The following is a 25,758-nucleotide window of genomic DNA, read 5'->3' on the forward strand; positions in this document are numbered from 1 at the left end:
GTTTTTTACATGCCTTCTTCTTCACCACCTTTTTCATCTACTTCTAAGGATGCTGCGCCTCTACAATTGCGCGCGCGCGCGATCAGTCCGCCGCCTTGGTATTACCGGCTGATTATTGGTCTATTAAAACCCTTGTATCGTCTCCAAGTCTGGCGGCGCTCGCATCAGCGTGATAACTATCAACAAGAAGTGGCACAGCGTTTTGGCAAATCCTATCCGTCGCACCCTATTAGCAATAATGCTGCTGATAATAACGTCATTTGGTGCCATGCCGTCTCGTTGGGTGAGACAAATACTGTCGCCCCATTATTGGATCAATTATTACAGCAGGGCTATCAAATTTGGCTGACCAACACCACACAAACTGGATTTGCGCGTGGTGCTAGCCGCTTTGCCGATGCGATTGCTCACGGAAAAATGAGTCACAGCTATGTGCCAGTAGACAGTCCAGCCGTGATTAAAACGTTCTTAGCGCATGTGCAGCCCGTTGCGGTATTATTTGTTGAAACGGAACTGTGGGCAAATATTTTATATATTCTTGCGCAGCGAAAAATCCCCAGTATCTTAGTAAACGGACGGCTATCGGCAGCGTCTTTTAGCCGCTATCAAAAAATTAGCGCAGTCAGTCGCAGCATGATGCAAAATCTTACGCTGATTATTGCGCAAGACGACGATTCAGCGCAGCGTTTTTGTCAATTGGGCGCTGAGACTTTGCAAGTACAAGTTGCAGGCTCGCTAAAATGGGTTATTAATGCCCCTAAGATAAATCATGGTAATGAAAAGCCATTAACAAAAAATGATAACGAGAATAGCGCCCTACAAAAAGATATCGCTATCAAGCCATCTTTAAGGGATAAAAAAACATCATCAAATTCAAAAGCGCTAGAGCGTTTAAACCGTCCGTTATGGGTGGCTGCGAGCACTCATAGCGGTGAAGAAGAAATAGCTTTGTCATGGCAGCAGCAGTTACTCATGGGAACAAGTGGTCAGAATCCTTTATTAATTCTAGTGCCCAGACATCCAGAGCGCTTCGATGAGGTCGCAACTTTAATTCAACAGTCAGGATTGACGATGGCGCGTCGCAGTATGAATGAGGTAGTCACGAGCGACACGCAAGTCTATTTGGCGGACAGTATGGGTGAGCTGATGACATGGTTTGCGCTGGCGGATGTGGCGCTGGTCGGCGGCTCATTGGTCGATATTGGCGGACATAATCCGGTCGAACCTGCCAGCGTGGGAACGCCCATCTTAATGGGACGCTACACCCAGTCGTGTCAAACGGTCGTGGATAAACTGGCTGGTGTGGGGGCATTATATCAACCCTATAATGATTTTTATCGACCTATAGTCGTTGATTCACTAACTGCTGAGCAAGGTGAAGCTAAACCTTTTGTCCAAATTGCAGCTACTGACGATAATGCTTTTATTTATGAGCAACTGCAGTTTTGGCTAAGTGAGCCGACCCTTGCCAAGCAAGCAGGGCAGTCGGGTGCAGAATTGGCAGAACAAGAGCAATCAGTACTTCCTCGTCAGTTGCAATTAATAGAAGCCGTGATTGCCCAATTTTCGGATAAGGAGCCTGTACTGTGAACTGTATTTTATTACCTGCCGCTGACATTACTGCGCCTTTTGCTCAGATTCATGATGCTAGTCAAATTAAGCATATCAAGGATATATTGGGTGCTACAGTAGGCAATACGCTAAAAATCGGTCAACTTAGTGGTAATTTGGGTACAGCAATCATTGAGGAGATGACAGCCGAGAAGATTCAATTACGTGAAGTTAAGCTCACGATTGCCCCGCCAGAAAAACTTGATGTGACTGTTATTTTGGCATTGCCGCGTCCAAAAGTATTACGTCGTTTAATCATGGATATGACTGCTCTAGGAGTGCGCGATATTATCTTAATTAACAGCTACCGCACTCAAAAAAGCTATTGGCAAAGTCCGCTACTTGCCCGCCTTGACGAGTTTGTTTTAGAAGGGTTGCAGCAAGGGGTTGATACCATTGCGCCGCGCATTAGGTTGCAAAAACGCTTTAAGCCATTTGTGGAAGATGAGCTGGAAAGCCTTATCACCCATTATGCTATCGTTGCTCACCCTTATAGCGAGCGCTCGCTTACTGAATATTTACAAGCGCTTGATTGTACGCAAAATAAGGATCTGGTTAGAATGGCGAATACATCTACCGCGCAGATGCCAAGTGTGGTCTGTATTGGTGCGGAAGGTGGCTGGATTGAGTATGAGATTGCGCTATTAGCGGCGCATGGGTGTCAGGCGGTCAATATTGGCAGTCGGGTACTGCGAACGGAGGCGGCAGTCAATGTGATTCTGGGACAATGGTTACTGCATAGCGTTTAATATAATTTAAGTGGTCTGATAGATGAATCATATACAAGTATCGCTTTCGTCTTTCTAATTTATACCGGAAAGCGCTATTCATTAATGAGGCTAAAGGTAAGTATTTATTCCTGTTATTGGCACAGCAGATAAATGTATTGATAATTACTATCATTTCTATTAGTATAATGCCTTGTGTTTTAACATTAATTTATCAGCATTTTTTCAGTTATTTTTAGCCGTTCGCAGTTAATTGTATACCTTCCTCTTATTTATTCATTGTGTTATTTATGGAGAAAACCATGTCGTTGAACGCGGTTGCAGCACCTCTATCTTTTACTAGCCCTATTAAAGCCACGTTATCTGTGGCGGTATTTAGCTTAATGTTAGGACTGGTCGGTTGTAATAAAGCTGAAACGCCTGAGCAAGGCACCGAAACAGACGCAACAGCCGACACCACGGCTGCGGTGGGTGAAGCAGCGCCTGATAGCAAAGCAACGACAGGTAGCGATCAAGTCGTTACCATTTATTCTTCGCGTAATGAGCAATTGATTAAGCCATTATTGGATAAATATACGGAAGAGACGGGCGTAAAAATTGAGCTAGTAACGGACAAAACCGGTCCACTGATGGCGCGTTTAGAAGCAGAAGGTAAAAATACGCCTGCAGATATGCTTTTGACCGTTGATGCCGGTAACTTATGGCAAGCAGCAGAGCAAGGATTGTTGCAGCCAGTGGCTTCTACTGTGTTAGATACCAACGTACCGGCTAAATATCGTGACCCGAAAGGCATGTGGACAGGACTGTCATTGCGTGCACGTACTATTTTTTATGACCCAAGCAAAGTCGACGCCGCGCAGTTGTCTACCTATGCCGATTTAGCCGATCCAAAATGGAAGGGTAAGCTATGCTTGCGTTCATCAAAAGCGGTCTATAACCAGTCATTGGTTGCCAGTATGATGGAAAACTTGGGCGTAGAAAAAACTGAGCAAGTGGTTCGTGGTTGGGTGGCAAATTTAGCGACTGATACCTTTAGCGATGACACCAGCATGTTAGAAGCCATTGCTGCTGGTCAGTGTGAAGTTGGTATTGCCAATAGCTATTACTATGGTCGCCTGCTTGATGAAAAGCCTGGTTTTCCAGTAAAAATATTCTGGGCGAATCAAGACACCACTGGTACGCACGTGAATATCTCAGGCGCTGGCGTTATTGCTAACTCTGATAACCCAGATGGCGCACTTAAATTAATGGAATGGTTATCTTCTGATGAAGCGCAAGGTATCTATGCCAGCTCTGATAAAGAGTATCCAGTGAAAGAAGGTATTGATGAGTCAGAGATGCTTAGATCTTGGGGTCCATTCAAACAAGATAGTATCAGCGTCCAAAAATTCGGTGCTTTACAAACTCAAGCTATTCAGATGATGGATAAAGCGGGTTATAAATAAGTAATTAGTCGATTGACCAGTTAATAAGCGTCTATCCATCCTACGTGGTTGATAGACGCTTCTGCACTTACTTTTAACGTACGTTATAACCTTTAACTCTATTTGATAACTATCAATTGACCTAATAAATATACTCTCATACGCAAATACAATATAATACGGTTTTTTTTGCGCCTGATACGGTAAGAATTTTATGATGACACTAATTCAATGATAACAATGCCAAAAGTGTTTGTTCGTCGAGGCAATCGAGTTGAACAAGACCGTGTTGCTCCTCAAGACCATACGGTTGCCAAACGTATTTTCTCAAAATCAGTCTTAGGGCTGATTTCGTTGTTTATGCTGGTACCAATTGTTATCGTGCTGTTGTCATGGACGCAGCCAGTAGCCGATATTTGGACGCATATGCGCGAGTATATCTTGCCGCAAGTGCTCAAAAATACAGCTATTTTATTATTAATGGTTACGGTTATTTCTGGAGTCATAGGTACAGCGCTGGCATGGGTAACGAGTATGTATCGTTTCCCCGGTCAGCGCTTTTTTGCGTGGGCATTAATGTTGCCATTAGCAATTCCAGCATATGTGATGGCATTTGTGACGGTGGGAATCGTTGATTTTAGTGGACCATTACAGACTGGATTACGTGATTTTGGTATCACGACGGCTATTCCTTCGGTTCGTAACGTTTGGGGTGCTGGCATTGTGCTATCGCTAGCATTTTATCCTTATGTATATTTGCTTGCGCGTCAGGCTTTTTTATCTCAAGGTCGACGGGCAATTGAAGCGGGTCAAATGTTGGGCTTAAGTCGCAGTCGGGTATTTTTTCGCTTGGCACTACCGCAAGCGTTGCCTTGGGTTATTGGTGGTTTATTACTGGCGGCGATGGAAACGCTGGCGGATTTTGGTGCGGTGTCAGTATTTAACGTTGATACCTTTACCACGGCTATTTATAAAGCATGGTTTGGCTTTTTTAGTTTGACTACGGCGGCTCAGTTGGCGGCTCTACTGATAGGTGTGGTATTTATTGTCGTATTGTTTGAACAATATTGGCAAGCTAAGCGCGGCAATGGCATTACCCAAGGGAATAATCGCCGTTTTGAAACCAGTAAACCTGCTAAGCTTGGGATGACGCTACTATGCACAGTGATATTCTTACTAGCATTTTTAGTGCCATTTTTACAACTTATTTATTGGACAGCAGTAAATTTTCGTCAAGATTTTGATGCGCGTTATATTGATTTTGTCATTAACAGTCTTTTGCTGGCGAGTATGACCACGCTATTTATTGCCGTGCTTGCGATTGTTATTGCGTGGGTAAAACGTCAATATCCAGATAAATCGACCAAATTAATGACCACGTTAGCCAATTTAGGTTATGTGGTTCCAGGTACGGTATTGGCAGTTGGCGTATTTATCCCGATTGCGTGGCTAGACAATCAGTTTATTGCCTTTGGATTAACCTCACATCAAGTGTTGTCCGGTAGTGTGGTAGTGATGCTGTTGGCATTATCAACGCGTTTTATGACCGTAAGTTTTCAGCCTGTTGACCGTCAATTACAGCGTTTGACTGCTAATCAAGAAGCGGCTGCAAAATTGCTTAGCGATAGCCCTTTTCAGCGATGGCGTCAAGTTGTGCTACCGGTGCTCAGCCCAGGCGTATTAACGGCCTTATTAATGGGATTTGTTGAAGTCATGAAAGAGATGCCTATTACTTTAATGACGCGTCGACAAGGCTGGGATACGCTGGCAGTACGAGTGTTTGAGATGACCAGCGAAGGCATGTGGGCGCGGGCAGCCTTGCCAAGCTTACTTATTGTGCTGGTCGGTCTGCTTCCAGTTTGGATATTGCTGCGTCAAAGTGATAAAAATGGTTAGCCAAATCTGTTAAAATAAGTTCTGAGTAATGTATGTTAATTTGGTTAGTTTTTACCTATGTATATTATGGTTTTAAACCCTTTATTACCCAATAGCTAGATTATTCATAACTACTCCTTACAACTACTGTTTGCTTCATTCACCGCCCATTTTATTGGTACCGTCTATGTATACTAACCTTGTAAACGAAGCCGCAGACCAGCCAAACCATTCTTCAACTGATACTAAAGCGCAGCATAATTTTCAGCATAATAAAGTAACGCCAGTATCAGCCGAATTAGGCGCTAGTATCATGGATACCTCTTATTTTAGTATCGCAGACTTGGTCGTTGGTTACGATGACACCACGGTGGTAAATGGGCTGTCATTAACCTTACAACAAGGTGAAATTGGCTGTTTTTTAGGCTATAGTGGTTGCGGTAAAACCACGGCCCTACGAGCCATTGCTGGATTAGAACCAACGCGTGCTGGTATGATTAGCCTAAATAGTAAATGTTTAACAGAGCAGACGCCATCGCAGTCTTATGCGGTATCGCCGCCAAAGCGCGGTATGGGCATGGTATTCCAAGATTATGCGCTGTTTGGGCATCTAAGCGTGGCTAAAAATATCGCTTTTGGGCTGAATAAATGGTCGGCTGCCGATAAAAAAGCACGGGTCGCAGAGATGCTTGAGCTTGTTGAATTAACAGCGCATGCGGACAAGCGTCCAGCCGAACTATCCGGTGGTCAACAACAGCGCGTTGCGTTAGCACGAGCATTAGCACCAAAGCCTAAACTATTACTACTCGATGAGCCGTTCTCTAACCTTGATGTGGTTTTGCGTGAATCGCTCGCTATGAGTGTGCGCGACATTCTTAAACGTACTAATACTACTGCGATTTTGGTGACGCATGATCAAAATGAAGCCTTTGCGTTAGCGGATAAAGTGGGCGTCATGCATGAAGGTAAGCTGGAACAATGGGCGACCCCCACTGAGTTGTATCATCAACCCGTTAGCCCGTTTGTAGCTGAATTCGTTGGTGAAGGCGCGATGATTGATGGCGTCATTAAAGAAGGTCACGTAGAAACCGCGCTTGGCGATATTTACCGCCGAATGGAATGCCATGATGAGCTGGGGCAGCCACAGTACTGCGATTATGACTACCCTAATGGCACGCTGATTAAGGTGTTAGTCCGTCCTGACGATATCATTCATGATGATGACAGCACGCAAACGGCATTGGTGATTGGACAAGTCTTTCGCGGGGCGAACTATCTGTATCGCTTGCAACTAGATGATGGACAAACCGTATTAGCATTGGTATCCAGCCATCATAATCATGCGATTGGCACGCGTATTGGTATCTTTCCCATGCTTAAACATGTGGTGGTCTTTGATGAAAAAAATATCAATGCAACCACCTGGTCAGATTATGATCGTGCATAGTTGATGATTAGAATGGATAAATAAATATTAACGCGTTGCCAAAATATGTAAATAACGTCCCAACCATTTATACGGCTCTTGTTGTGAGTAACGCAGCTCCATACGAATCACCGCTTCTGGATCGTTATGACCACCACGTTTGAGAGGTGCATAATCATGAAAGACACGCAGACCGCTACTGACAATGGTCTCATAATGATGCTTCTCTAACCATGACTCTACTTCTTGCTTGGCGACCGGATGATTCGGCGTCAGGCTTTTTTTATTGTCGGCTTTATAATCTGTCTTATCGAGTAGATTAAAATTGCCCATAATAAGATTACGATAATCAAAGCTTGCCGGATTATAAAAGCATAATGATAGCGCTCCAGTGTTGGTCAGATGTCGATTAAAAAAGTCTATCACATCCGCAGGTTCGGCGAGCCACTCGAGCAGCGCATGGCAGAGAATTAAATCAAATTTTTCTACCTTGTCAGCAGTAAATTGTTGCTCTAATGCTTGGTACGGGCATACATGCCAACTGATGTTGTCCAATACTTGAGCTTGTTCAGCACTGATTTTTGCTTTATCAAGCATATTGGCTGAAATATCATTGATGACCATGCTATGACCTTGTGCGGCAAGCTCAATAGCGATTTGTGCCAGTCCTGCGCCCACATCTAAGATACGTAAAGGACGTCCAAGCGTTTGGCTCATCTCATAAACATACTCAAAAATATCGCGACGCAATACTGCCAGCCGTATTTCACCTTTTAAACCGCCATAAACTTTTTTTTCGAAATGATCGGCGATGGCATCAAAGCTACGGTCGGTACGCTTGTCTTCTTGTTCTGTAAGTGCTAGGGCTTCGTTGTCTTTATTATCAATTTGCATAAGCGTTTACATCGTCTTTACTAGTTTGATATCAATTAAGTTGTTTGCTTGCTATGACTTTAGCGTCGCCGTTTGATGACCCATTTAAATACCAGCTTGGATAAGGTAATAATCACAAACACCACTGCAATAAATACCCAGATACCAGTTCCCTGCAAGTTCTTTTGATACACTTGCGCCAAATAAGCGGACAATGCCATAGCAACCAGTAGCGAGCCCCAGCGTATGAAAGGTAAGGCGCGGTTATTATGATTGGGAAAGCTGACCGCATAGTCGCTAGAGAAGCTATAAAGCACCATTGCCAACATCCAAACGATAGCTAAAACGATGTTCATAAGAATAAAAGCCTTTATGTAAGTTGCCGATTTTAAAACAGTGCTTAGTGTAGCGGGTAGAAATATTTTGTCTACAATAATTGAAAATCCGCCTAAATTACAGTCAAAAAAACTTCCTTAGACCTCATGCTTAATCGCATGCAAATGCCCCTAAATAGGCAAATTTGTGCTAAAATAGCTTCTTTTATTCAACATTACTTTTAACAAAAACAGTATCGCCATTTCCCCTTTGTTTTGCACGCTTAGCAGTGCTTTTTTATAGTTTGTATATCGATAATTGCTGCATGTTTAAGCAGCTTTATTTTTGTATAACTATGAAAATTATGGTTAATAATCATATTAATACTAGCTAAGAAGTGAGACGGTAGGAGATGGAGGCGAGTGAAGGAAGGTATATGAGCGAATCAGTCAGTCCTATTGGCATCGTCGAAGAGTTAAAACAATCCTATTTGGATTATGCGATGAGCGTGATTGTCTCACGTGCGCTGCCTGATGTGCGTGATGGGTTCAAGCCTGTACACCGCCGTGTGATGTATGCGATGCATGTGTTGTCTAATGACTATAATAAGCCGTATAAGAAGTCGGCGCGTGTGGTCGGGGATGTCATTGGTAAGTACCATCCACATGGTGACAGCGCAGTCTATGATGCCATTGTGCGCATGGCGCAGGATTTCAGCTTGCGTTATCCGATGGTCGATGGTCAAGGTAACTTTGGCTCGATTGACGATGATCCACCGGCGGCGATGCGTTATACCGAAGTGCGTATGACCAAGCTGACCCATCAAATGCTCGCGGACTTGGATAAAGATACCGTCGATTGGGAAGACAACTACGATGGCTCTGAGCGCATGCCCAGCGTCATGCCTGCTCGTGTTCCTAATCTGTTGGTAAATGGTGCAACGGGTATTGCCGTTGGTATGGCGACCAATATGGCACCGCATAACCTGACTGAAGTCATCAATGCCTGCCTCGCTTATGCCGCAAATCCGCAAATATCCGCTGAAGAATTGATGGGTTATATCTCAGGTCCTGATTTCCCCACAGGCGGTATTATCTATGGTCGCGCCGGTATTCAAGATGCCTATCGTACCGGTAAAGGTCGTCTGCATATCCGTGGTCGTTATCATATCGAGGCTATGGCAGATACCGGCGTCAACCGTGATCGTGAGCGTATTGTCTTTACTGAAGTGCCGTATCAAGCCAATAAAGCCAAGCTTATTGAGCGTATTGCCGAATTGGTTCGTGATAAAAAGATTGAAGGTATTAGCGAGATTCGTGACGAGTCTGATAAAGACGGCATGCGTATCGCTATTGACCTACGTCGCGGCGAAACGGCTGAAGTTATCGTTAATAACTTATTCTTGCAAACCCCGCTTGAGTCTAGCTTTAGTATTAATATGGTCGCGCTCGATAACGGTCAGCCAAAGCTACTGACTTTACGTCAACTGATTGCGGCTTTTGTCCGTCATCGTCAAGAAGTAGTGACACGCCGTACCATTTATGAGCTAAATAAAGCACGCGTGCGTGGTCATTTACTTGAAGGCTTAACGGTAGCATTGGCAAATATTGACGAGATAATCGCTGAGATTAAAGTGTCTGCTAACCGTGGTATGGCGCGTGAAAGCTTGCTAAATAACACATGGGGTTCAGGTAGCGTACAAGCGATGCTTAAAGCCGCTGGTAGCCAATCTGTACGTCCAGACTTTATTGAAGGCGAAGATCCAAAAGCACCGTTTGGTCTGATTGAAGGCGCTGAGCGTTATCGCTTATCCCTTGAGCAGGTCAATGCTATTTTAGATATGCAATTGCACCGTTTAACTGGTCTTGAGCAAGATAAATTAACTGAAGAATATCAAGATTTGCTACGTGAGATTGCTAATTTAGAATCTATTCTTGGCGATTTTGATAAGCTGATGACGATTATCTCGAACGAGATGATTGAGATTCGTGACAACTTTGGCGATGAACGTCGTACGGATATTGTTGATTCACGTACTGACTTTAGCCGTGAAGATTTGATTCCAGAGCAAACTGTAGTCATGACCGTATCGCGTACCGGCTATGCTAAAACTCAGCCAATCGATGACTATGTGGCGCAAAAACGTGGCGGTAAAGGCAAATCTGCTACTGCGATGAAAGAAGATGACGTGATTGATCATTTATTGGTCACTTCAACTCATTCAACGGTACTGTGCTTTACCGATACCGGCCGTGTGTTTAGCTTACGTGGCTTTGAGGTGCCAATTGCCAGTCGCGGTGCACGTGGTCGTCCATTAGTAAATCTAATCGGTCTGGTTGGTGATGAATCAGTCACGACCATTCTACCGATTCCACAGACGACGGAAGAGGTTACTGGACATTTCGTATTCTTTGCGACTGCTAATGGTACGGTGAAGCGAGTTGAGCTTGAACAGTTCGCCACTATTCGTTCTAACGGTCTGATTGCGGTTGGTTTAGAAGAGGGTGATAAACTGGTCAGCGCGCGCATTACTGACGGAACCCAAGACGTGATGTTATTTGCCTCTAGTGGTAAAGCCATTCGCTTTGATGAAAATGATGCACGCTCGATGGGGCGTACGGCAAAAGGCGTTCGTGGTATGCGTCTTGCTGCTGATGATGTTATCAAGTCATTGGTCGTGATTGAAGATGATGTACGTGAAATCCTCATTGCTTGTGAAAATGGCTTTGGAAAACGTACCTTTATCGAAGAATTTAATACCCAGCATCGTGGCGGTGGCGGTGTGATTGCCATTAAAACTAGCGCGCGTAATGGTGCATTAGTAAGAGCTACTGATGTTAACCCTGAAGATGATATTATCTTGATATCGGATAAAGGCACATTAGTACGTACACCGGTTGAGCATGTTGCCAGTGCTGGTCGTAATACTCAAGGTGTGACGCTAATTCGTCTATCAAAAGATGAAAAACTGGTCGCTATGGCATGCGTTGAGCATGAAGAAGACGATAATGAATTAATCGATGCGCTAAAAGAAGATGGTACCTTTACTGTGGACGGTCAAGTACAAAGCGATATAAATGATGCGGTTGATAACGTCGCTAGTGGCGATATTGATGATAGCCTTGATGATTCGGACGCAGAATAAGTATTTAATATCTAGGTATCTGTAAATAAGCTTATATCACTATAAGTTGATTTAGTTTTCATTGTTATTGAGCCATTATTGTTATAAAAAAGCCTCCGACGTTATCGTCTGAGGCTTTTGTTTTTATGATAAATAATTACTAATGCTTGTTATTTTAATAATGTTTTTAAAGGCTACTGTCATGTTGACTACTAACCAAACCGTGCAAGGCGCTCTAGCATCGATATCCTCTAGTGTGCTTTTTTCACTAATGTTTTTATTCGGGCTGTTTATGCAGCCGTTATCAGGGACGCAGGTAGCCTCATGGCGCATTTTGATGATGCTATTGAGCTTGGTGTTATTGGTCAGCGTTACCAAGCAATGGCAACATGTTTTTGACTATCTAAAAACGTTAAAAACCCTAAAAGAATGGCTGTTGTTTGTGTTGCCAACTCCAATTTTAGGTGGGCAAATCTGGCTGTTTATGTGGGGACCGGTTAATGGTTTTGGACTTGATGTCACGCTAGGATACTTTTTATTGCCATTGGTCATGATATTAATTGGGCGGTTTTTTTATCGTGAAAGTATGAGTCGATTACAGTGGGTGGCGGCGGTATGTGCAGCAATAGGTATTTGCTATGATATATTTCAATACGGGTCAATATCTTGGGTGACTTTATTTGCGTGCTTTGGCTATCCACCTTACTATTTATTAAGGCGCAAGCTTGCCGTACCGCCGATTACTGGTTTATTGTCTGATTTAACGTTACTAACGCCAGTCGTGTTAATTATGCTTTATGTTAATAGTGGCTATAGTATGGTAGCAGAGTCTCATAAATTTTGGTATTTACTGCCGCTGTTAGGAGCGTTTAGCGCGCTTGCAATGTCACTAACGATGGTTGCTAGTAGTAAGTTGCCAGTCTCATTGTTTGGCGCGTTAAGCTACCTTGAGCCTATGCTGTTGTTCGTCTTTTCAATTACTGTGCTCCATCAAAGTTTAGACGAGGGCGGCTCCTTATTTATGTATGCCATGATTACCCTCGCATTACTGTTCATGATCATGGAAAGTATCATTGCCTATATAACGCGCAAACGTGATAATCAGCTGCGCGGTTATATCGAGCCGCAAATTGATAGTTTCCCGCCACAGCATCGTATTAACAATCGTCGCATTAAAGGCATATTGGCAGCATATCGTTTTCGTAAAATTAAACGCTACCAGCAAAAAATCAACAGGATTAATCGGAAAAATGATCAGTTGCAGATTAAATGAAGTTTTATAGTGCTCAAAAGCAGTGAGGATTCTGAGTGAATGATTCAGGATATATGCTAAGCGTTTGTATTTGGTGAAACTGACCGTATAGGCATTATTTTTCGTAACCAGAACCAAGTGGGGCAGTATTAAAGGGTGATTAAGTGCGCTATGATCCTTTTCAAAGACCACCTTTAGCGTTATTTTTGGACTGGTTTTACCCTCACGTTTTATTAGGATAATGTATGTTACACCTGCATCATTTAGAAAATTCACGCTCATTTCGCATTTTATGGTTGTTAGAAGAGCTAAATGCGGATTATAAGCTAACCTGTTATCAGCGTAATAAAGCCTATCTTGCCCCCAAAAGTCTGAAGAAAATTCACCCTTTAGGGCACGCGCCTATCTTAGAGGTTGATGAACGCGTGCTGGTAGAGTCAGGATTTATTATCGAATATTTGCTAAAACAGTATGATAATGCGCATTTGTTTAAACCGACTGAAGACAATAACGCCGCTTGGGAAGATTATACGTTTTGGATGCACTTTGCTGAAGCATCAATCATGCCATTGTTGGTCATGCGTTTGGTGTTTACCAAGGTCGTTGAAAAATCTCCCATGCTGATAAAACCGATAAGCAAAGGCATTCGTAAGCAAGTGGAAAACAGTATGATTCGTAATAGTCTGGCTACGATGCTTGATATGATGGAAGAGCAGCTGCAACACAATCATTGGTTTGCAGGGGCGGCATTTAGTGGCGCAGATATTCAAATGTATATTCCAGTTGTTGCTGCCAACGCTGGAAATGGATTGGACACTACCAAATACGCTAATCTGCTCAATTGGCTAAAACGTTGCCAAGAGCGAGCAGCCTTTAAATTAGCTGTTACCAAAGGTGGACAAGTTCGATTTTAAGAGCAAATAGTATTATAAAATTGACATGAAAAAAACGATTAAAAATTGCTGTTTGTCCGTCAAATAAATCACTAAAATAAAACCGCCCTTATTCAATAATTGGGGCGGTTTTTGTTATCATGTTGCATCATCCGTTAAGTTATCCATAAGGCAGCATCATGAACAACCGCAATGAATCAGACCCTAAACCAACAGCACCTTTATCGGATACCGTAGTTTATCCCCAGCAATTGTCTATCAAAGCCTGGTCACAGAAGCTGCTGGTCGCTTTATTGTGTGTTGCCAGCTTTTATGGCGGCTGGAAGTCGTATGAATCGCGTATGGTCAATCAGTGCTTTGCCAATGGCGGGCAGATTATAGAAGCTGAAAAGACGCTATTGTGTAAAGTATCATAATCTCACTACAGTATCGAAGTGCAGAAAAAAGTGCGGTTAATAAATACTTATCGCATAGCAGTTTATTCATGAAAAAATTGGAATTTTTGCGATGTTACAGCTGAATTTTTTAGGAACATCGGCAGGCGTACCGACCAAGCAGCGCAATGTCACAGCGCTGGCGATTGAGTGTCTAAACCCTTATTTGTCAGGTGCCAATCAGCAACAGAAATCACGTCCATGGTTACTGATTGACTGCGGTGAGGGTACCCAGCAACAGCTATTGCATACGTCATTATCTTTACATCAATTGACCGCTGTTTGTATTACTCATGTGCATGGCGATCATTGTTATGGCTTGCCTGGTTTGCTGGCGAGTGCCGCAATGTCCGGACGATGTCACAAGCTTACGATTATTGCTCCAAAAGCAATCGCTCAATTGCTGGAAGCAGTGACGATAACTACTGAACTTTACTTGCCGTTTAATATCGATTTTATGGCGATTGAAGATGTGTTAATAGAGCAAGAAGGCAAAATTACTATCGCCTTAGATAAGCAGCAGCAACTTGATATTGCTATCACGCCCTTATCGCACCGTGTCCCATCGCATGCCTTTAGTATCACGCAAACCATCAGTCAACGTACTTTAGATACGAGTAAGCTAATAGCAGATGGTATTCCAGCCAGTGCGCTATGGGGCAAGCTGCAACAAGGTCAAGACGTTGATACCGAAGAGGGTCAGCATGTACGTTGTGCTGATTATGTGCATGATAATCAACGGTGTACCAAAATCGTCGTCGCTGGTGACAATGACAATCCTGACTTGCTTACTCAAGCGGTGATTGGGGTAGATGTCCTAGTACACGAAGCGACATATACGTCTGACGTGTTAGCGCGTATTCAAGCCAAAAATCCTGAGTTTGACCCCATGCACAGTAGTGCGCAGGGGATTGGTCGATTTTCTCAAGACAATAATATTAAAAATCTAATATTGACCCACTTTAGCGCCCGTTATCAGAGCTTTGATAATCCGCAAAGTGCAACCCCAAATATGGGACATATCCGCCAAGATGCGCAAAGTACTTATCAAGGCAATCTATGGCTAGCCGCTGATTTTGCTCAATATGTCATCAATAGCGCTAAAGAAGGTGAAGCGGATAACTGTGTACAGTATCTAGGTTTTGTACGAGACGATAAATAATAGTCGTTTAGAATTTACAATAGATTATCAGCAGCTTTCAATTGTGTTTGACCTACCCAATAGCGGCTAAATTGATATGCCACACGCCCTGAACGTCCGCCACGCTCTGATGCCCAGCGTAGCGCATTGGCTCTGATATCTTCAGCAAGCTCAGCATTTTTAATATTACTGGCTGGCATTTGTTTTTGTTGAATGGCTAAATAATGCTGCACGATTTGCAAATAGGTTTGCTGATTCATTGGATAAAATGACAGCCACAAACCAAAGCGGTCAGACAGCGACACGGTTTCATCAATGGTCTCGTACGGGTTTACCTCATCAGTTTGCCCATTATAAATATTAACATTGTCTTTCATTAATTGTGGCAATAAATGACGACGATTACTGGTCGCATAGACGAGTAGCTTGTCTTGTTCTGAATCGAGCGACCCATCCAGTACACTCTTTAACGTGCGATAGCTCTCATCTTGTCCATTAAATGCCAAATCATCACAGTACACCACATAGCGACAATTAGAATCCGCTGGAAGCGCATTAATCGCTGCGCGAATTTTATCCAGCACCAATAAATCATCACGGGCAATCTCAATCACTCGCAGCCCTTCAGCGTGATAAGCTTGCAGTAAGGCACGAATCAAAGATGATTTACCCGCGCCACGCGTTCCCGTCATTAACACATGGTTTGCTGGATAACCTTTAAGAAATTGGCGAGTATTTTGTACCAGTTTTGCCTTTTGCGTATCAATACCATGTAAATCATCCAAGCTTAAAAATAAATTAACGGATAAAGGTTCTAGATGACCAGTATGTCCACCAACCCAGCGATACGCCAGCTGAGTGGGATCAATCTCAATAGTCGGTGTCACCTTTTGTTGTAAATACTGAGTTAGTAAATCAAGTAACGGTTTAGGTAAGATAGATATAGGATTTAATGAAGCATGATTTGATTCAGACATAATGGCTCTATAATTAGTAAAGAAATGTAGTGTTTAATAAGACGGTAGCGACGTTATAAAGGTTTGACGGTATCATGAAAAAAAGTAGTAGCAATATATCAGTAGCTCAAACAGGAACCCAAAAATTGCGTGCACAAGCCGCACAGCTATTACCAAGCGTGACGGCTGCACTAATAGGTTTGGGTTATTATGCATTGTCACATCAACGCATCAGTCAGCAGTTCCTTAATGGTAAAAATTCTTCTGAAAATACTATTTATGAGGGTATAACACGTGCTGAACATTCTCATTTTGGCTACGTGATGATTAAATGGACGCTCGTGTCTATAAATAACAACATGTCTAATTTAAATGTCACATCTGCTAGATTACTTAATCATGAAGTTGCTGTCTTAAAAGCTTTGAGTACCACAAAACACTTTCAAGATAGTTCTGTATCTATTGCACCAGCATTGTTAGACAGCCGCACATTACGCTGGCAAGTATTGGATAGCACTTACCAGCTTACTTTTATTGTCATGCCTTATTATAAAAACGGTAGCTTAGTAAATTATTTACACCAACATAAAACACTATCCCATAAGCAAAAATATCAACTTATTTTGCAAAGTGCGTATCTTATTGCTGATTTACATCAACATGGCTGGCTACATAACGATATCAAGCCAAGCAATATATTACTAGAGGATTTTGCACCCAATGATGCTGAGAATAGCAGAGTGACCCCAAGATTATTACTGACGGATTTTGCTTTGACGCAGCATTTTGATGATATTAAAAGCGATAAACCCGCAGGCACACCCGCTTATCTTGCGCCTGAACGCTGGCAAGGGCAGGGCGCAACGGTGCAAAGCGATATTTATGCCTTTGGAATAATGATGGTTGAGATATTAACAGGTAGTAGACCATTTAAAGTGCAGGTACAGAAAAATAATCAGGTGTTGCATGATTGGGCAATTGCACATTGTCAAAAGCCCATACCAAAGTTACTGGAAGCATATCAGCAGTATCAAGATATCATTAATAAAGCATTAGCAAAGCGAATTGAGAAGCGCTATAAAAGTATGAATGAGGTTGTAATCGACTTTAAAAAGGTAATAAGTAAGTAAAGTAGCTATATTCAAATTTAAAATACTAAATTTTAGACACAAAAAAACCTGCTAAAAAGCAGGTTTTGATATTCGGTCTAAGATGTACTATCCGAAAATGGTGGGGCTGGAGAGACTCGAACTCTCACACCTTGCGGCGCCAGAACCTAAATCTGGTGCGTCTACCAATTCCGCCACAGCCCCATTTTCGTTACCTTATCATCTTTGGTGTTCAACTTCAAACCCCATTGAGATAAATAACTGATTCGGTAGTGCGTCTCAGTGGTTGGCTATTATATAGAGTTTGCAGAGTTTGGCAAGCCCTTTTTGCAATTAATTTTAATTATTTTACTGATTCTTATTATTATAATAATAACTAATTGATAATTAACTGTTTTTAAAATTATGTTTTATAAATAAAGTGAGGCAATAGAGCATAGTTAGACTATAGTAAGTGTCGCTTTTAGGTAGTACGATAATAATATATAACTAAAAATCAATACTATAGCCTGTCAAAACTGGTGATTATGGCAAAAAAAACGTACAATGCGCTCAGCCAATTTATCTCTAGCAAGGTCAGCTATGCTCAAAACGTCTACCGAATCCGCCACTATCATTCCGCTTTCATCGTCAGCAGCGCTAAAAGATACGGCGACTGTGTTTAATCCTGCCCAAGCACCAATGCAAAAACAGGACGCAAAACAGTCAGCCGTGACAGATACCAGTGAGCCTTATCATCATAAAGCCAATCACAATGAAAACCGCAGTATTGCCCAAAGTGGCGATGCAATAGGGAAGGCAAGTGCCGCCAGTCCCGCAATAAGCGCGCCAAAGATTGGGTTTGTGTCACTGGGTTGCCCAAAAGCGTTGGTCGATAGTGAGCGCATTATCACTGAGCTCAGTCGCGATGGTTATCAGGTTGCCAGCGATTATGAAGGCGCAGATTTGGTAGTGGTCAATACCTGCGGCTTTATTGAATCTGCCGTACAAGAGTCGCTTGATGCCATTGGTGAAGCTATTAGTAAAAACGGTAAAGTCATTGTCACCGGTTGTTTGGGTAAAGAGGCGGATAAAATCCGTGCCATGCATCCAGCCGTGTTGGCAGTGACTGGCGCGCATGCGTATGATGAAGTAATTAGAGCCGTGGCGCTGCACGTGCCAAAACCTGAGCGCAGCACTGATACAGAATATAATCCTAAAATAGATTTGATTAATGAGGCGGGTATTAAATTAACGCCCAGTCATTATGCTTATTTAAAGATTTCAGAAGGCTGTAATCATCGTTGTACGTTCTGCATTATTCCAAGCTTACGTGGCGACTTGGTATCGCGTCCGATTGATAGCGTAATGAATGAAGCCATGGCGCTAAAAAAAGCGGGCGTAAAAGAGCTGTTAATCATCTCGCAAGACACCTCTGCGTATGGATTGGACTTAAAATATAAGACCAGTTTTTGGAACGGCATGCCGCTGAAATCTAAGTTTTATGATTTATGCCAAGCATTGAATGACCTAGGTATTTGGGTGCGTTTGCATTACGTGTATCCGTATCCGCACGTCGATAAAGTCGTTGAATTGATGGGTGAGAAAAAGCTGCTGCCTTATCTTGATATCCCGTTTCAACATGCGAGTCACAGCATCTTAAAAGCAATGAAGCGTCCAGCGCATAGCGAAAATACCTTGGCGCGTATCCATGCATGGCGCGCTATTTGCCCAGACATCGTTATTCGCTCTACCTTTGTGGTTGGTTTTCCGGGTGAAACGGAAGAAGATTTTCAGTGTTTGCTAGATTGGTTAGTCGAGGCTCGCCTTGATCGTGTTGGCGCGTTTACTTATTCAGAAGTAGAAGGCGCGGTGGCGAATGACTTGCCCAACCACGTACCCGAAGATATTAAACAAGAACGTTACGAGCGTTTGATGACGTTACAACAAGATATCTCTGCGCAAAAACTGCAAGAAAAAATCGGCAAAACCTTAATGGTATTGGTCGATGAAATCGATGTTGAAGAAAATGTGGCGATTTGTCGTAGTTACGCTGATGCCCCTGAAATTGATGGTCACGTTTATGTCGATGACATTACTTCAGTGGTACAAGTTGGGCAATTCTTAACCGTTACCATTGATGATGCCAGCGAGTATGACCTATTCGCCAGTTATCAAGGCTAATAGCTCAATTGATAATCTATGCTAAGAATAATTTGCGCTAAGGGTAATTTGTGTTGAAAATTGCCCAATAGGGGGCAGTTTTTGCTACAATTAGCGCAATTTAGCCAACGCTGGTCGATAGGCTATGTCTATCTGGATATTCACACGCATTTTAATGCTAATTTAATGGCAGTTTTATAATAACAAGGTGTCTTCATGTCTGATAAAAATCCCCGCTACGCTCGTATATTGCTAAAACTCTCTGGCGAAGCCTTAGCCGGTAGTAAAGATATGGGTATTGATAGTGACGTACTCGATAAAATGAGCTTGTCTATCGCCCATTTGCGTGGTCTTGGGGTACAAGTCGGGATTGTTGTTGGTGGCGGAAATTTATATCGCGGCGCGCAGCTGCAAAAAGAAGGCTTGGTCGGTCGTGTGACTGGCGATCAAATGGGAATGCTTGCGACCGTGATGAACGGTTTGGCAATGCGTGATGCCTTAGAGCGTCGCAATATTAAAACGCGCTTGATGTCAGCACTGCCAATTGGCGAAGTTACCGAAAGTTATAGCAGCCGTAATGCCATTCGCTATCTTAAAAACGGCGAAGTCTGTATTTTTGTTGCCGGTACGGGCAATCCGTTCTTTACCACAGATACAGCTGCTTGCTTGCGTGGTATTGAGATTGAAGCTGGCTTGATTTTAAAAGCGACCAAAGTAGATGGCGTGTACGATAAAGACCCAAGCTTACACAGCGATGCTGTGAAATATGATGGTCTAACCTTTGATGAAGTGTTAGAGCAAAAGCTTGGCGTAATGGACTTAACCGCCATTGCTTTATGCCGTGAGCACAATGTACCACTGCAAGTGTTTGATATGACGAAGCCTAATGCTTTATTAAACGTCATTATGGGTGAAAATGAAGGCACGCGCGTTTTTCACTAAGCGGCTATAACTTTATACATTTAGCATTGGTATCTGTTATAAAAAATAGTATGAATAGTTAACAACGATGAATAAATAAGATCTATCGGTAGCGATAAATAAGGATTGATGATGATTCAAGAGATTAAGCAAGACGGCGAAGCGCGCATGCACAAAACGCTAGAGGCGCTGGACAGTACCTTTAGTAAGGTACGTACTGGTCGTGCACACCCAGGTATGCTATCAGGGGTAATGGTCAGCTATTATGGTTCGGCTACGCCGCTGAATCAAGTGGCGAGTGTCAATGTTGAAGACTCACGTACGCTATTGGTGCAGCCTTTTGAGCGCACCATGATTCAAGCCGTTGATAAAGCTATTCGCGAAGCTGATTTGGGATTAAATCCTATGACCGCTGACGTCATTCGGGTGCCAATGCCAGCATTGACCGAAGAGACACGCCGCGATATGCAAAAAATGGCGCGCGGTGAAGCTGAAAACAGTCGGGTGTCTATCCGTAATATTCGCCGCGATATGATGAATGATATCAAAGAGTTGGCAAAAGAAAAAGAAATATCAGAAGACGATGAGCGCCGCGCCAGCGATGATATTCAAAAAATAACGGATAAATTTATTGAAACCATTGATAGCCGTTTAAGTAAAAAAGAAGCTGATTTGATGAACGTTTAGGTTATCGTGTTTTCTATGTTATAGCGTCAAATTGGCAGCCAATGATGTGATATCATTGGCTGTTTGTCATTACTATTGTTGGTTTGATTTATTATTAAAAGTAACACCAGCAATGGTAATGAGTTAAGACTTTATTTTTGTGAAGCAACTTTTAATGTTTTCCCACTCAATACCACTCAAATTTTTCTCAATAATGAGCATTACAGTCCATGTCAACTTCTACCACTTTAAAACCAAGCTCTCTTCCTCATCATATTGCTATCATTATGGATGGTAATAATCGATACGGCAAAGCGCAGGGTTTAGGGCGCGGGGCAGGTCATATTGCTGGTAAAGATGCGCTTGATCCTATCGTTGAGTATTGCCAAGAGGTAGGGGTTGAGGTGTTGACTGTTTTTGCATTCTCAAGCGAAAACTGGCAACGTCCACCAGTTGAGGTAGCGTTATTGATGCAACTGCTGGCATTGACGATTAATGAGCAACTGCCACGCATGCAAAAATATGGTATCAAGCTGCGCTTTATCGGCGACCGCAGTCTGTTAAGTGAAGAGTTGCGTGTGCTCATGGCAGATGCAGAAGCTCAGACCGCGCATCATCATGCCATGACGTTGGTAATTGCGATAAGCTATGGTGGACAGTGGGATATTGCTCATGCTGCTCAGCAATTAGCGCAGCAAGTGCAAGAGGGTCAGTTAAAGGTAAGTGATATCACTAAAGAGAGGCTCGGGCAGTATGTGCAATTGGCAGATGCGCCTGTTGTTGACATGTTGATTCGTACCGGTGGTGATTACCGTTTGTCAAACTTTTTATTGTGGCAATCAGCATATGCCGAGCTATTTTTTACCGATACCTTATGGCCACAGTTTAGCGTTGCTGAACTGGCTACTATGCTGACTGAGTTTGGTCAGCGCCAGCGTCGCTTTGGCAAAACCAGTGAGCAAGTAGAGATTCCCTCAGCGTAGTCATTAATGAATCGCCAATATTTGCTATAATCGTTTTTTAAGTAAAAATATCTCGTCATCATAAGGTCTAATGGATATGTGGCAACGGATTAAAACAGCAGTCATCCTGATTATTATTGTTGGGATTGCTCTATTTGCGAGCCAATCGCCCATTCTTTTTGCCCCTTTGTTAGCAGTCGGGGTTACGATTGCTGCACATGAATGGACAAAGCTGATGCCAAAATGGCGTCAGCCGGTGGTTTTTGTGCTGATGGTATTAGTTATAACGCTGCTTTCTTTATGGTTTAAAGTGACATGGATAGCATGGTGGATCGCGTCATTAATCATCTGGCTCATGGCATTGTCGTGGGTAACCAAGTTTCCAACGCACACCAGCTGGTACGGTCGACAGTTGGCTTTAATGGGCGTAGTGATATTAACTTCGTCGATTACTGCAATGTTCTATTTATGGCAGTTATCGCCATGGTGGCTGCTATACGTGTTTTTACTGGTGTGGTGTGCGGACAGTGGCGCGTATTTTGTTGGGCGCAAGCTGGGTCGACGCAAAATGGCACCAAATGTATCCCCTAATAAAAGTATGGAAGGCTTGGCAGGCGGTCTGGTAACAGGCTTAATGGTGGTCATTGGTATTAGTGTCTTCAAGTTGCAGCTAACGGGTACGGCACTGATAGCCATTGTATTACTGTCTGCGCTTACGATTTTGGCATCGGTATTGGGCGATTTGTTTGAATCAATGCTTAAACGCCGCGCAGGTGTAAAGGATTCTGGCACTATCTTACCGGGGCATGGTGGTATTTTAGACCGTATTGATTCTTTATTATCAGCAACGCCCATATTTGCACTTGGCTTTTGGGGACTACAGCAGCTGGGTATTTTAGTCATCTAAATGATGATATTTTCTGGCTGAATAATATTTTTTATTATTAACATCTTTTACTTTTTGTTTTCACTGTTAATGACATCATGGGCACAACTGGTTATGACGCAACGCATCGCAGTACTTGGCGCAACTGGCTCTATTGGCGACAGTACTTTGGCAATTTTAGTAACCCATTTACAAGATTATGAGGTTTATGCCTTATCCGGACATCATCGATTGGATAAATTATTGGCGCTATGTCAGCAGTTTATGCCAAAGCGCGTGTGCGTGCCGCTTGAGTCAGTTGATTTATTTGCTAAGCGCTTAGACGCTGTAGGTTTAAATATTGACGTAGTGGGTGGTGAAGCTGGATTGATTGATATTGCTACTGATACCCAAGTTGATACCGTCGTTGCTGCGATTGTTGGTGCTGCTGGTCTGCCCTCAACCTTAGCTGCTGCGCGTGCCGGTAAGCGTATTTTATTGGCAAATAAAGAAGCGTTGGTCATGGCAGGGCAGGTAATGATTGAGGCGGTCAAGACCCATAATGCCACCTTATTGCCGATTGATTCTGAGCATAATGCTATTTTTCAATGTTTGCCATCGATTATTCAGCAGGATAATACCCAAATTCATGATCGTTGTCATGGGGTACGTCAGCTGTGGTTAACTGCGTCAGGCGGACCTTTTTTACAACAGTCGTTTAGCCAAATGCAACAAGCTGGCGTCGCAGAAGCGGTTAAGCATCCGAATTGGTCGATGGGTCAAAAGATATCTGTTGATTCAGCAACGATGATGAATAAAGGACTGGAGCTCATTGAAGCCTGCCATTTATTTGATTTACCAGAAGATAAAATAAAGGTGGTTATTCATCCTCAAAGTATTATTCATTCAATGGTAGAATATAGTGACGGTAGTTTTTTGGCACAGCTTGGTAGCCCGGACATGAAAACCCCAATTGCCCATGCCTTAAGTTACCCTCTGCGGATTAATAGTGGTTCACAGCCGCTAGATTTATATACGCTCAGTGGATTAGAATTTATTAAGCCTGATTTGCAAAAGTTTGCTTGTTTGCGTCTTGCGCGAGAAGCAATGCAAGCAGGTACGCAAGCAACGATTGTACTAAATGCGGCTAATGAGTTGGCGGTTGCTGCATTTCTGGCAGGGCAAGTACGTTTAACAGATATTGCTGACATTAATGAGCAAGCACTCGGTCAGGTTCAGGTGTCGCAATTGGGTTTAGATGCTGATATAGAAGATATTTTAGCGATTGATACGTTAGCTCGTCGCCATACAGAGACGATTATCGCAAAAATGGCTGGCTAGATATAAAGCCGTTTATAATAATGAGTGTCGGTGTAATTTTGAAAAGTACAGATCTTAAAGTAAAGTTATTATAGTTAGTTTAGATACCTGTTTGACCATCCGTAAGCTGAGCGAGATAAGGTAATGACGTTTTTATTAACGCTATTGGCGGCGATTTTTGTATTAGGACCTCTAGTTGCCTTACATGAGTGGGGTCACTTTATTGTTGCGCGCCTGTGCGGAGTGAAAGTGCTTACGTACTCTATTGGTTTTGGTCCTAAAATATTAGGTTGGACAAATAAAAAGAGCGGTATCAATTACCGCATCTCAGCGTTGCCTCTTGGCGGTTATGTCAAAATGCTTGATGAGCGCGAAGGTGAAGTTGCAGAGCATGAGAAGCATTTGGCGTTTAATCGTCAGCATCCGCTTAAGAAAATTGCAATTGTTGCAGCCGGTCCGTTGATGAACTTTATCATTGCAATTGCGCTGTTCTGGGTGTTATTTATGACGCCCTCTGAGCAATTAGCAACTAAAATTGGCACTGTGTTGACAGATACGCCAGCGGCGATGGCGCAGCTACCGGTCGGCGATAAAATCGTTGCTATTGATGGGCATACTGTGCAAACGTGGGAGGCGATTAATTATCGTCTGGCTGGACGCATGGGTGAGACCGATAATATTAGTGTGACTTTACAATCGGCTAAGGCTCCTGCTGATAATTTAACCACTTATCAAGCCCCTGTAACGCAGTTTATGCAAGGCGATGCAAGAGGTAAAGATGCATTAACCAGCTTCGGTATGCTACCGTGGCAACCAGAAATAGCCCCTGTGGTAGGTGGATTAGCTCCAGATGGTGCAGCGCAGCGTCAAGGTTTAAAAGTTAATGATCGCATCACCGCTATTGATGGGTTGCCGATAGCTGATTGGATTAGCGCCACCCGAATTATCCGTGATAATCCTGAAAAACTGCTAAATCTTACGGTAATACGAGCAGGTAAAACTATACAGCTACAAATCATGCCACAAGGTAAAAAAGACACTTTGGGCAATATTTATGGGCAGATAGGGGCAATGGTGGCTCAATCTGATATCGTTATCCCTGATGCTTATAAAACTACTGTGCAATATGGTGCAGGGGAAGCTCTTGTTAAGTCCTTCGAGAAAACCGAACAATTAGCGGTCATGACGGTCAGTTCAATGGGCAAAATGCTATCAGGTATGATTGGTCTTGAGAATTTATCAGGTCCGATTACCATTGCTAAAGTTGCCAAGCAAAGCTTTGATATTAGCTGGCAGATGGTAATATCCACTGCTGCCCTCATTAGTTTAAGCCTAGCGGTACTTAATCTATTACCAATTCCCGTCCTTGATGGCGGTCATATCGTATACTATCTAATTGAGCTGATTCGTGGTAAACCTTTATCAGAAGGCGTGCAAATGGTCGGGTTAAATATTGGTCTACTCTTGCTGGTAGGTTTCATGGTGTTAGCAATTGGTAATGATATTAGTAGGCTGTTTTAATGTTATATTTCTCATTGATTGCAGTAAGTAGCGCTATACTAACGTTTTAGTCCTTATTGAATAGCAATTATGTATTCAACCCGCTAGCGTGGCTATGAGGTTACTACTATACTAATAGCAAGTTTTAGTTTATTTTATGATACGTTTTATATAAAGTGTGTTGGGTCAGCTATGATTGAAGTAAAGTTTTCCTTGGAATT

21 protein-coding genes and 1 tRNA gene are annotated in these 25,758 nt (G+C 42.9%); 18 read left to right on the forward strand and 4 right to left on the reverse strand.

What is annotated here, in order from left to right; translation table 11 throughout:
* The first annotated feature begins 9 nt into the window (after positions 1-9).
* The 5 genes from H2245_RS01675 to H2245_RS01695 all read left to right on the forward strand — a co-directional run bounded on the left by H2245_RS01675 (position 10) and on the right by H2245_RS01695 (position 7,085).
* On the forward strand, positions 10-1,590 hold the full coding sequence (locus H2245_RS01675) for a 3-deoxy-D-manno-octulosonic acid transferase (protein WP_182405356.1): 1,581 nt from the start codon (positions 10-12) through the stop codon (positions 1,588-1,590).
* On the forward strand, positions 1,587-2,360 hold the full coding sequence (locus H2245_RS01680; protein WP_182405359.1) for a 16S rRNA (uracil(1498)-N(3))-methyltransferase: 774 nt from the start codon (positions 1,587-1,589) through the stop codon (positions 2,358-2,360). The genes H2245_RS01675 and H2245_RS01680 overlap by 4 nt, the downstream gene beginning before the upstream one ends.
* 281 nt (positions 2,361-2,641) lie before the next feature.
* Positions 2,642-3,784, forward strand: coding sequence for a Fe(3+) ABC transporter substrate-binding protein (locus H2245_RS01685; protein ID WP_182405361.1), 1,143 nt, complete (start codon positions 2,642-2,644; stop codon positions 3,782-3,784).
* A gap of 210 nt (positions 3,785-3,994) precedes the next feature.
* Positions 3,995-5,659, forward strand: coding sequence for an iron ABC transporter permease (locus H2245_RS01690; protein ID WP_182405363.1), 1,665 nt, complete (start codon positions 3,995-3,997; stop codon positions 5,657-5,659).
* A gap of 292 nt (positions 5,660-5,951) precedes the next feature.
* Positions 5,952-7,085: an ABC transporter ATP-binding protein gene (locus tag H2245_RS01695; RefSeq protein ID WP_404944645.1), complete on the forward strand. Its 1,134-nt coding sequence runs from the start codon at positions 5,952-5,954 to the stop codon at positions 7,083-7,085.
* Positions 7,086-7,112: 27 nt separating this feature from the next.
* Here H2245_RS01695 and H2245_RS01700 read toward each other — a convergent pair whose 3' ends face one another.
* On the reverse strand, positions 7,113-7,958 hold the full coding sequence (locus H2245_RS01700) for a methyltransferase domain-containing protein (RefSeq protein ID WP_182405367.1): 846 nt from the start codon (positions 7,956-7,958) through the stop codon (positions 7,113-7,115).
* A gap of 59 nt (positions 7,959-8,017) precedes the next feature.
* Positions 8,018-8,293, reverse strand: a complete 276-nt coding sequence (locus H2245_RS01705; RefSeq protein ID WP_182405369.1) for a hypothetical protein — start codon at positions 8,291-8,293, stop codon at positions 8,018-8,020.
* Positions 8,294-8,688: 395 nt separating this feature from the next.
* Between H2245_RS01705 and gyrA the strand changes: the two genes are divergently transcribed.
* From gyrA to H2245_RS01730, 5 genes are all read left to right on the forward strand, one after another.
* Positions 8,689-11,397: a DNA gyrase subunit A gene (gyrA, locus tag H2245_RS01710; protein ID WP_182405371.1), complete on the forward strand. Its 2,709-nt coding sequence runs from the start codon at positions 8,689-8,691 to the stop codon at positions 11,395-11,397.
* A gap of 181 nt (positions 11,398-11,578) precedes the next feature.
* Positions 11,579-12,649, forward strand: coding sequence for an EamA family transporter RarD (gene rarD / locus H2245_RS01715; protein WP_182405373.1), 1,071 nt, complete (start codon positions 11,579-11,581; stop codon positions 12,647-12,649).
* Between the two features lie 224 nt (positions 12,650-12,873).
* The gene (locus tag H2245_RS01720; protein ID WP_182405375.1) at positions 12,874-13,542 is read left to right on the forward strand and encodes a glutathione S-transferase; all 669 of its coding nucleotides are present in this window, start codon (positions 12,874-12,876) and stop codon (positions 13,540-13,542) included.
* Between the two features lie 158 nt (positions 13,543-13,700).
* Positions 13,701-13,937, forward strand: a complete 237-nt coding sequence (locus tag H2245_RS01725) for a hypothetical protein (protein ID WP_182405377.1) — start codon at positions 13,701-13,703, stop codon at positions 13,935-13,937.
* A 91-nt stretch (positions 13,938-14,028) separates the two neighbouring features.
* On the forward strand, positions 14,029-15,117 hold the full coding sequence (locus H2245_RS01730; RefSeq protein ID WP_182405380.1) for a ribonuclease Z: 1,089 nt from the start codon (positions 14,029-14,031) through the stop codon (positions 15,115-15,117).
* Between the two features lie 14 nt (positions 15,118-15,131).
* On the opposite strand, the gene H2245_RS01735 is transcribed toward H2245_RS01730, so the two are convergent.
* The gene (locus H2245_RS01735; protein WP_182405382.1) at positions 15,132-16,073 is read right to left on the reverse strand and encodes an ATP-binding protein; all 942 of its coding nucleotides are present in this window, start codon (positions 16,071-16,073) and stop codon (positions 15,132-15,134) included.
* A 74-nt stretch (positions 16,074-16,147) separates the two neighbouring features.
* On the opposite strand from H2245_RS01735, the gene H2245_RS01740 reads away from it, so the two are divergent.
* Entirely contained in the window at positions 16,148-17,182 is a 1,035-nt protein-coding gene (locus H2245_RS01740; protein ID WP_182405385.1) for a serine/threonine-protein kinase, read from the forward strand.
* A 98-nt stretch (positions 17,183-17,280) separates the two neighbouring features.
* Here the strand turns inward: H2245_RS01740 and H2245_RS01745 are convergent.
* A tRNA-Leu gene (locus H2245_RS01745) sits at positions 17,281-17,365 on the reverse strand.
* A gap of 378 nt (positions 17,366-17,743) precedes the next feature.
* Between H2245_RS01745 and rimO the strand changes: the two genes are divergently transcribed.
* The 7 genes from rimO to rseP all read left to right on the forward strand — a co-directional run bounded on the left by rimO (position 17,744) and on the right by rseP (position 25,558).
* The gene (rimO, locus tag H2245_RS01750) at positions 17,744-19,324 is read left to right on the forward strand and encodes a 30S ribosomal protein S12 methylthiotransferase RimO (protein ID WP_182405387.1); all 1,581 of its coding nucleotides are present in this window, start codon (positions 17,744-17,746) and stop codon (positions 19,322-19,324) included.
* Positions 19,325-19,519: 195 nt separating this feature from the next.
* Positions 19,520-20,245 carry a UMP kinase gene (pyrH, locus tag H2245_RS01755; RefSeq protein ID WP_182405389.1) on the forward strand — a complete coding sequence of 242 codons (726 nt, stop codon included), beginning with the start codon at positions 19,520-19,522 and terminating at the stop codon, positions 20,243-20,245.
* 111 nt (positions 20,246-20,356) lie between these two features.
* The gene (gene frr / locus H2245_RS01760; RefSeq protein WP_182405391.1) at positions 20,357-20,911 is read left to right on the forward strand and encodes a ribosome recycling factor; all 555 of its coding nucleotides are present in this window, start codon (positions 20,357-20,359) and stop codon (positions 20,909-20,911) included.
* 209 nt (positions 20,912-21,120) lie between these two features.
* Entirely contained in the window at positions 21,121-21,873 is a 753-nt protein-coding gene (gene uppS / locus H2245_RS01765; RefSeq protein ID WP_182405393.1) for a polyprenyl diphosphate synthase, read from the forward strand.
* Positions 21,874-21,949: 76 nt separating this feature from the next.
* Complete coding sequence (locus tag H2245_RS01770) at positions 21,950-22,759, forward strand: phosphatidate cytidylyltransferase (RefSeq protein WP_182405669.1); 810 nt, start codon at positions 21,950-21,952, stop codon at positions 22,757-22,759.
* A gap of 93 nt (positions 22,760-22,852) precedes the next feature.
* Positions 22,853-24,058 (forward strand): 1-deoxy-D-xylulose-5-phosphate reductoisomerase, encoded by a 1,206-nt coding sequence (gene ispC / locus H2245_RS01775; RefSeq protein ID WP_182405395.1) that lies wholly within the window; start codon positions 22,853-22,855, stop codon positions 24,056-24,058.
* 123 nt (positions 24,059-24,181) lie between these two features.
* On the forward strand, positions 24,182-25,558 hold the full coding sequence (gene rseP / locus H2245_RS01780) for an RIP metalloprotease RseP (protein WP_182405397.1): 1,377 nt from the start codon (positions 24,182-24,184) through the stop codon (positions 25,556-25,558).
* Positions 25,559-25,758: the final 200 nt, after the last annotated feature.

Origin of the sequence: Psychrobacter sp. GP33 (assembly GCF_014119005.1) — a bacterium.
Taxonomy (GTDB): Bacteria; Pseudomonadota; Gammaproteobacteria; order Pseudomonadales; family Moraxellaceae; genus Psychrobacter.

Coding starts and splice junctions, on each gene's coding strand:
- H2245_RS01675 (WP_182405356.1), top strand. CDS start 10: ATGCCTTCTTCTTCACCACCTTTTTCATCTACTTCTAAGGATGCTGCG.
- H2245_RS01685 (WP_182405361.1), top strand. CDS start 2,642: ATGTCGTTGAACGCGGTTGCAGCACCTCTATCTTTTACTAGCCCTATT.
- H2245_RS01690 (WP_182405363.1), top strand. CDS start 3,995: ATGATAACAATGCCAAAAGTGTTTGTTCGTCGAGGCAATCGAGTTGAA.
- H2245_RS01695 (WP_404944645.1), top strand. CDS start 5,952: ATGGATACCTCTTATTTTAGTATCGCAGACTTGGTCGTTGGTTACGAT.
- H2245_RS01700 (WP_182405367.1), bottom strand. CDS start 7,958: ATGCAAATTGATAATAAAGACAACGAAGCCCTAGCACTTACAGAACAA.
- H2245_RS01705 (WP_182405369.1), bottom strand. CDS start 8,293: ATGAACATCGTTTTAGCTATCGTTTGGATGTTGGCAATGGTGCTTTAT.
- gyrA (WP_182405371.1), top strand. CDS start 8,689: ATGAGCGAATCAGTCAGTCCTATTGGCATCGTCGAAGAGTTAAAACAA.
- rarD (WP_182405373.1), top strand. CDS start 11,579: ATGTTGACTACTAACCAAACCGTGCAAGGCGCTCTAGCATCGATATCC.
- H2245_RS01720 (WP_182405375.1), top strand. CDS start 12,874: ATGTTACACCTGCATCATTTAGAAAATTCACGCTCATTTCGCATTTTA.
- H2245_RS01725 (WP_182405377.1), top strand. CDS start 13,701: ATGAACAACCGCAATGAATCAGACCCTAAACCAACAGCACCTTTATCG.
- H2245_RS01730 (WP_182405380.1), top strand. CDS start 14,029: ATGTTACAGCTGAATTTTTTAGGAACATCGGCAGGCGTACCGACCAAG.
- H2245_RS01735 (WP_182405382.1), bottom strand. CDS start 16,073: ATGTCTGAATCAAATCATGCTTCATTAAATCCTATATCTATCTTACCT.
- H2245_RS01740 (WP_182405385.1), top strand. CDS start 16,148: ATGAAAAAAAGTAGTAGCAATATATCAGTAGCTCAAACAGGAACCCAA.
- rimO (WP_182405387.1), top strand. CDS start 17,744: ATGCTCAAAACGTCTACCGAATCCGCCACTATCATTCCGCTTTCATCG.
- pyrH (WP_182405389.1), top strand. CDS start 19,520: ATGTCTGATAAAAATCCCCGCTACGCTCGTATATTGCTAAAACTCTCT.
- frr (WP_182405391.1), top strand. CDS start 20,357: ATGATTCAAGAGATTAAGCAAGACGGCGAAGCGCGCATGCACAAAACG.
- uppS (WP_182405393.1), top strand. CDS start 21,121: ATGTCAACTTCTACCACTTTAAAACCAAGCTCTCTTCCTCATCATATT.
- H2245_RS01770 (WP_182405669.1), top strand. CDS start 21,950: ATGTGGCAACGGATTAAAACAGCAGTCATCCTGATTATTATTGTTGGG.
- ispC (WP_182405395.1), top strand. CDS start 22,853: ATGACGCAACGCATCGCAGTACTTGGCGCAACTGGCTCTATTGGCGAC.
- rseP (WP_182405397.1), top strand. CDS start 24,182: ATGACGTTTTTATTAACGCTATTGGCGGCGATTTTTGTATTAGGACCT.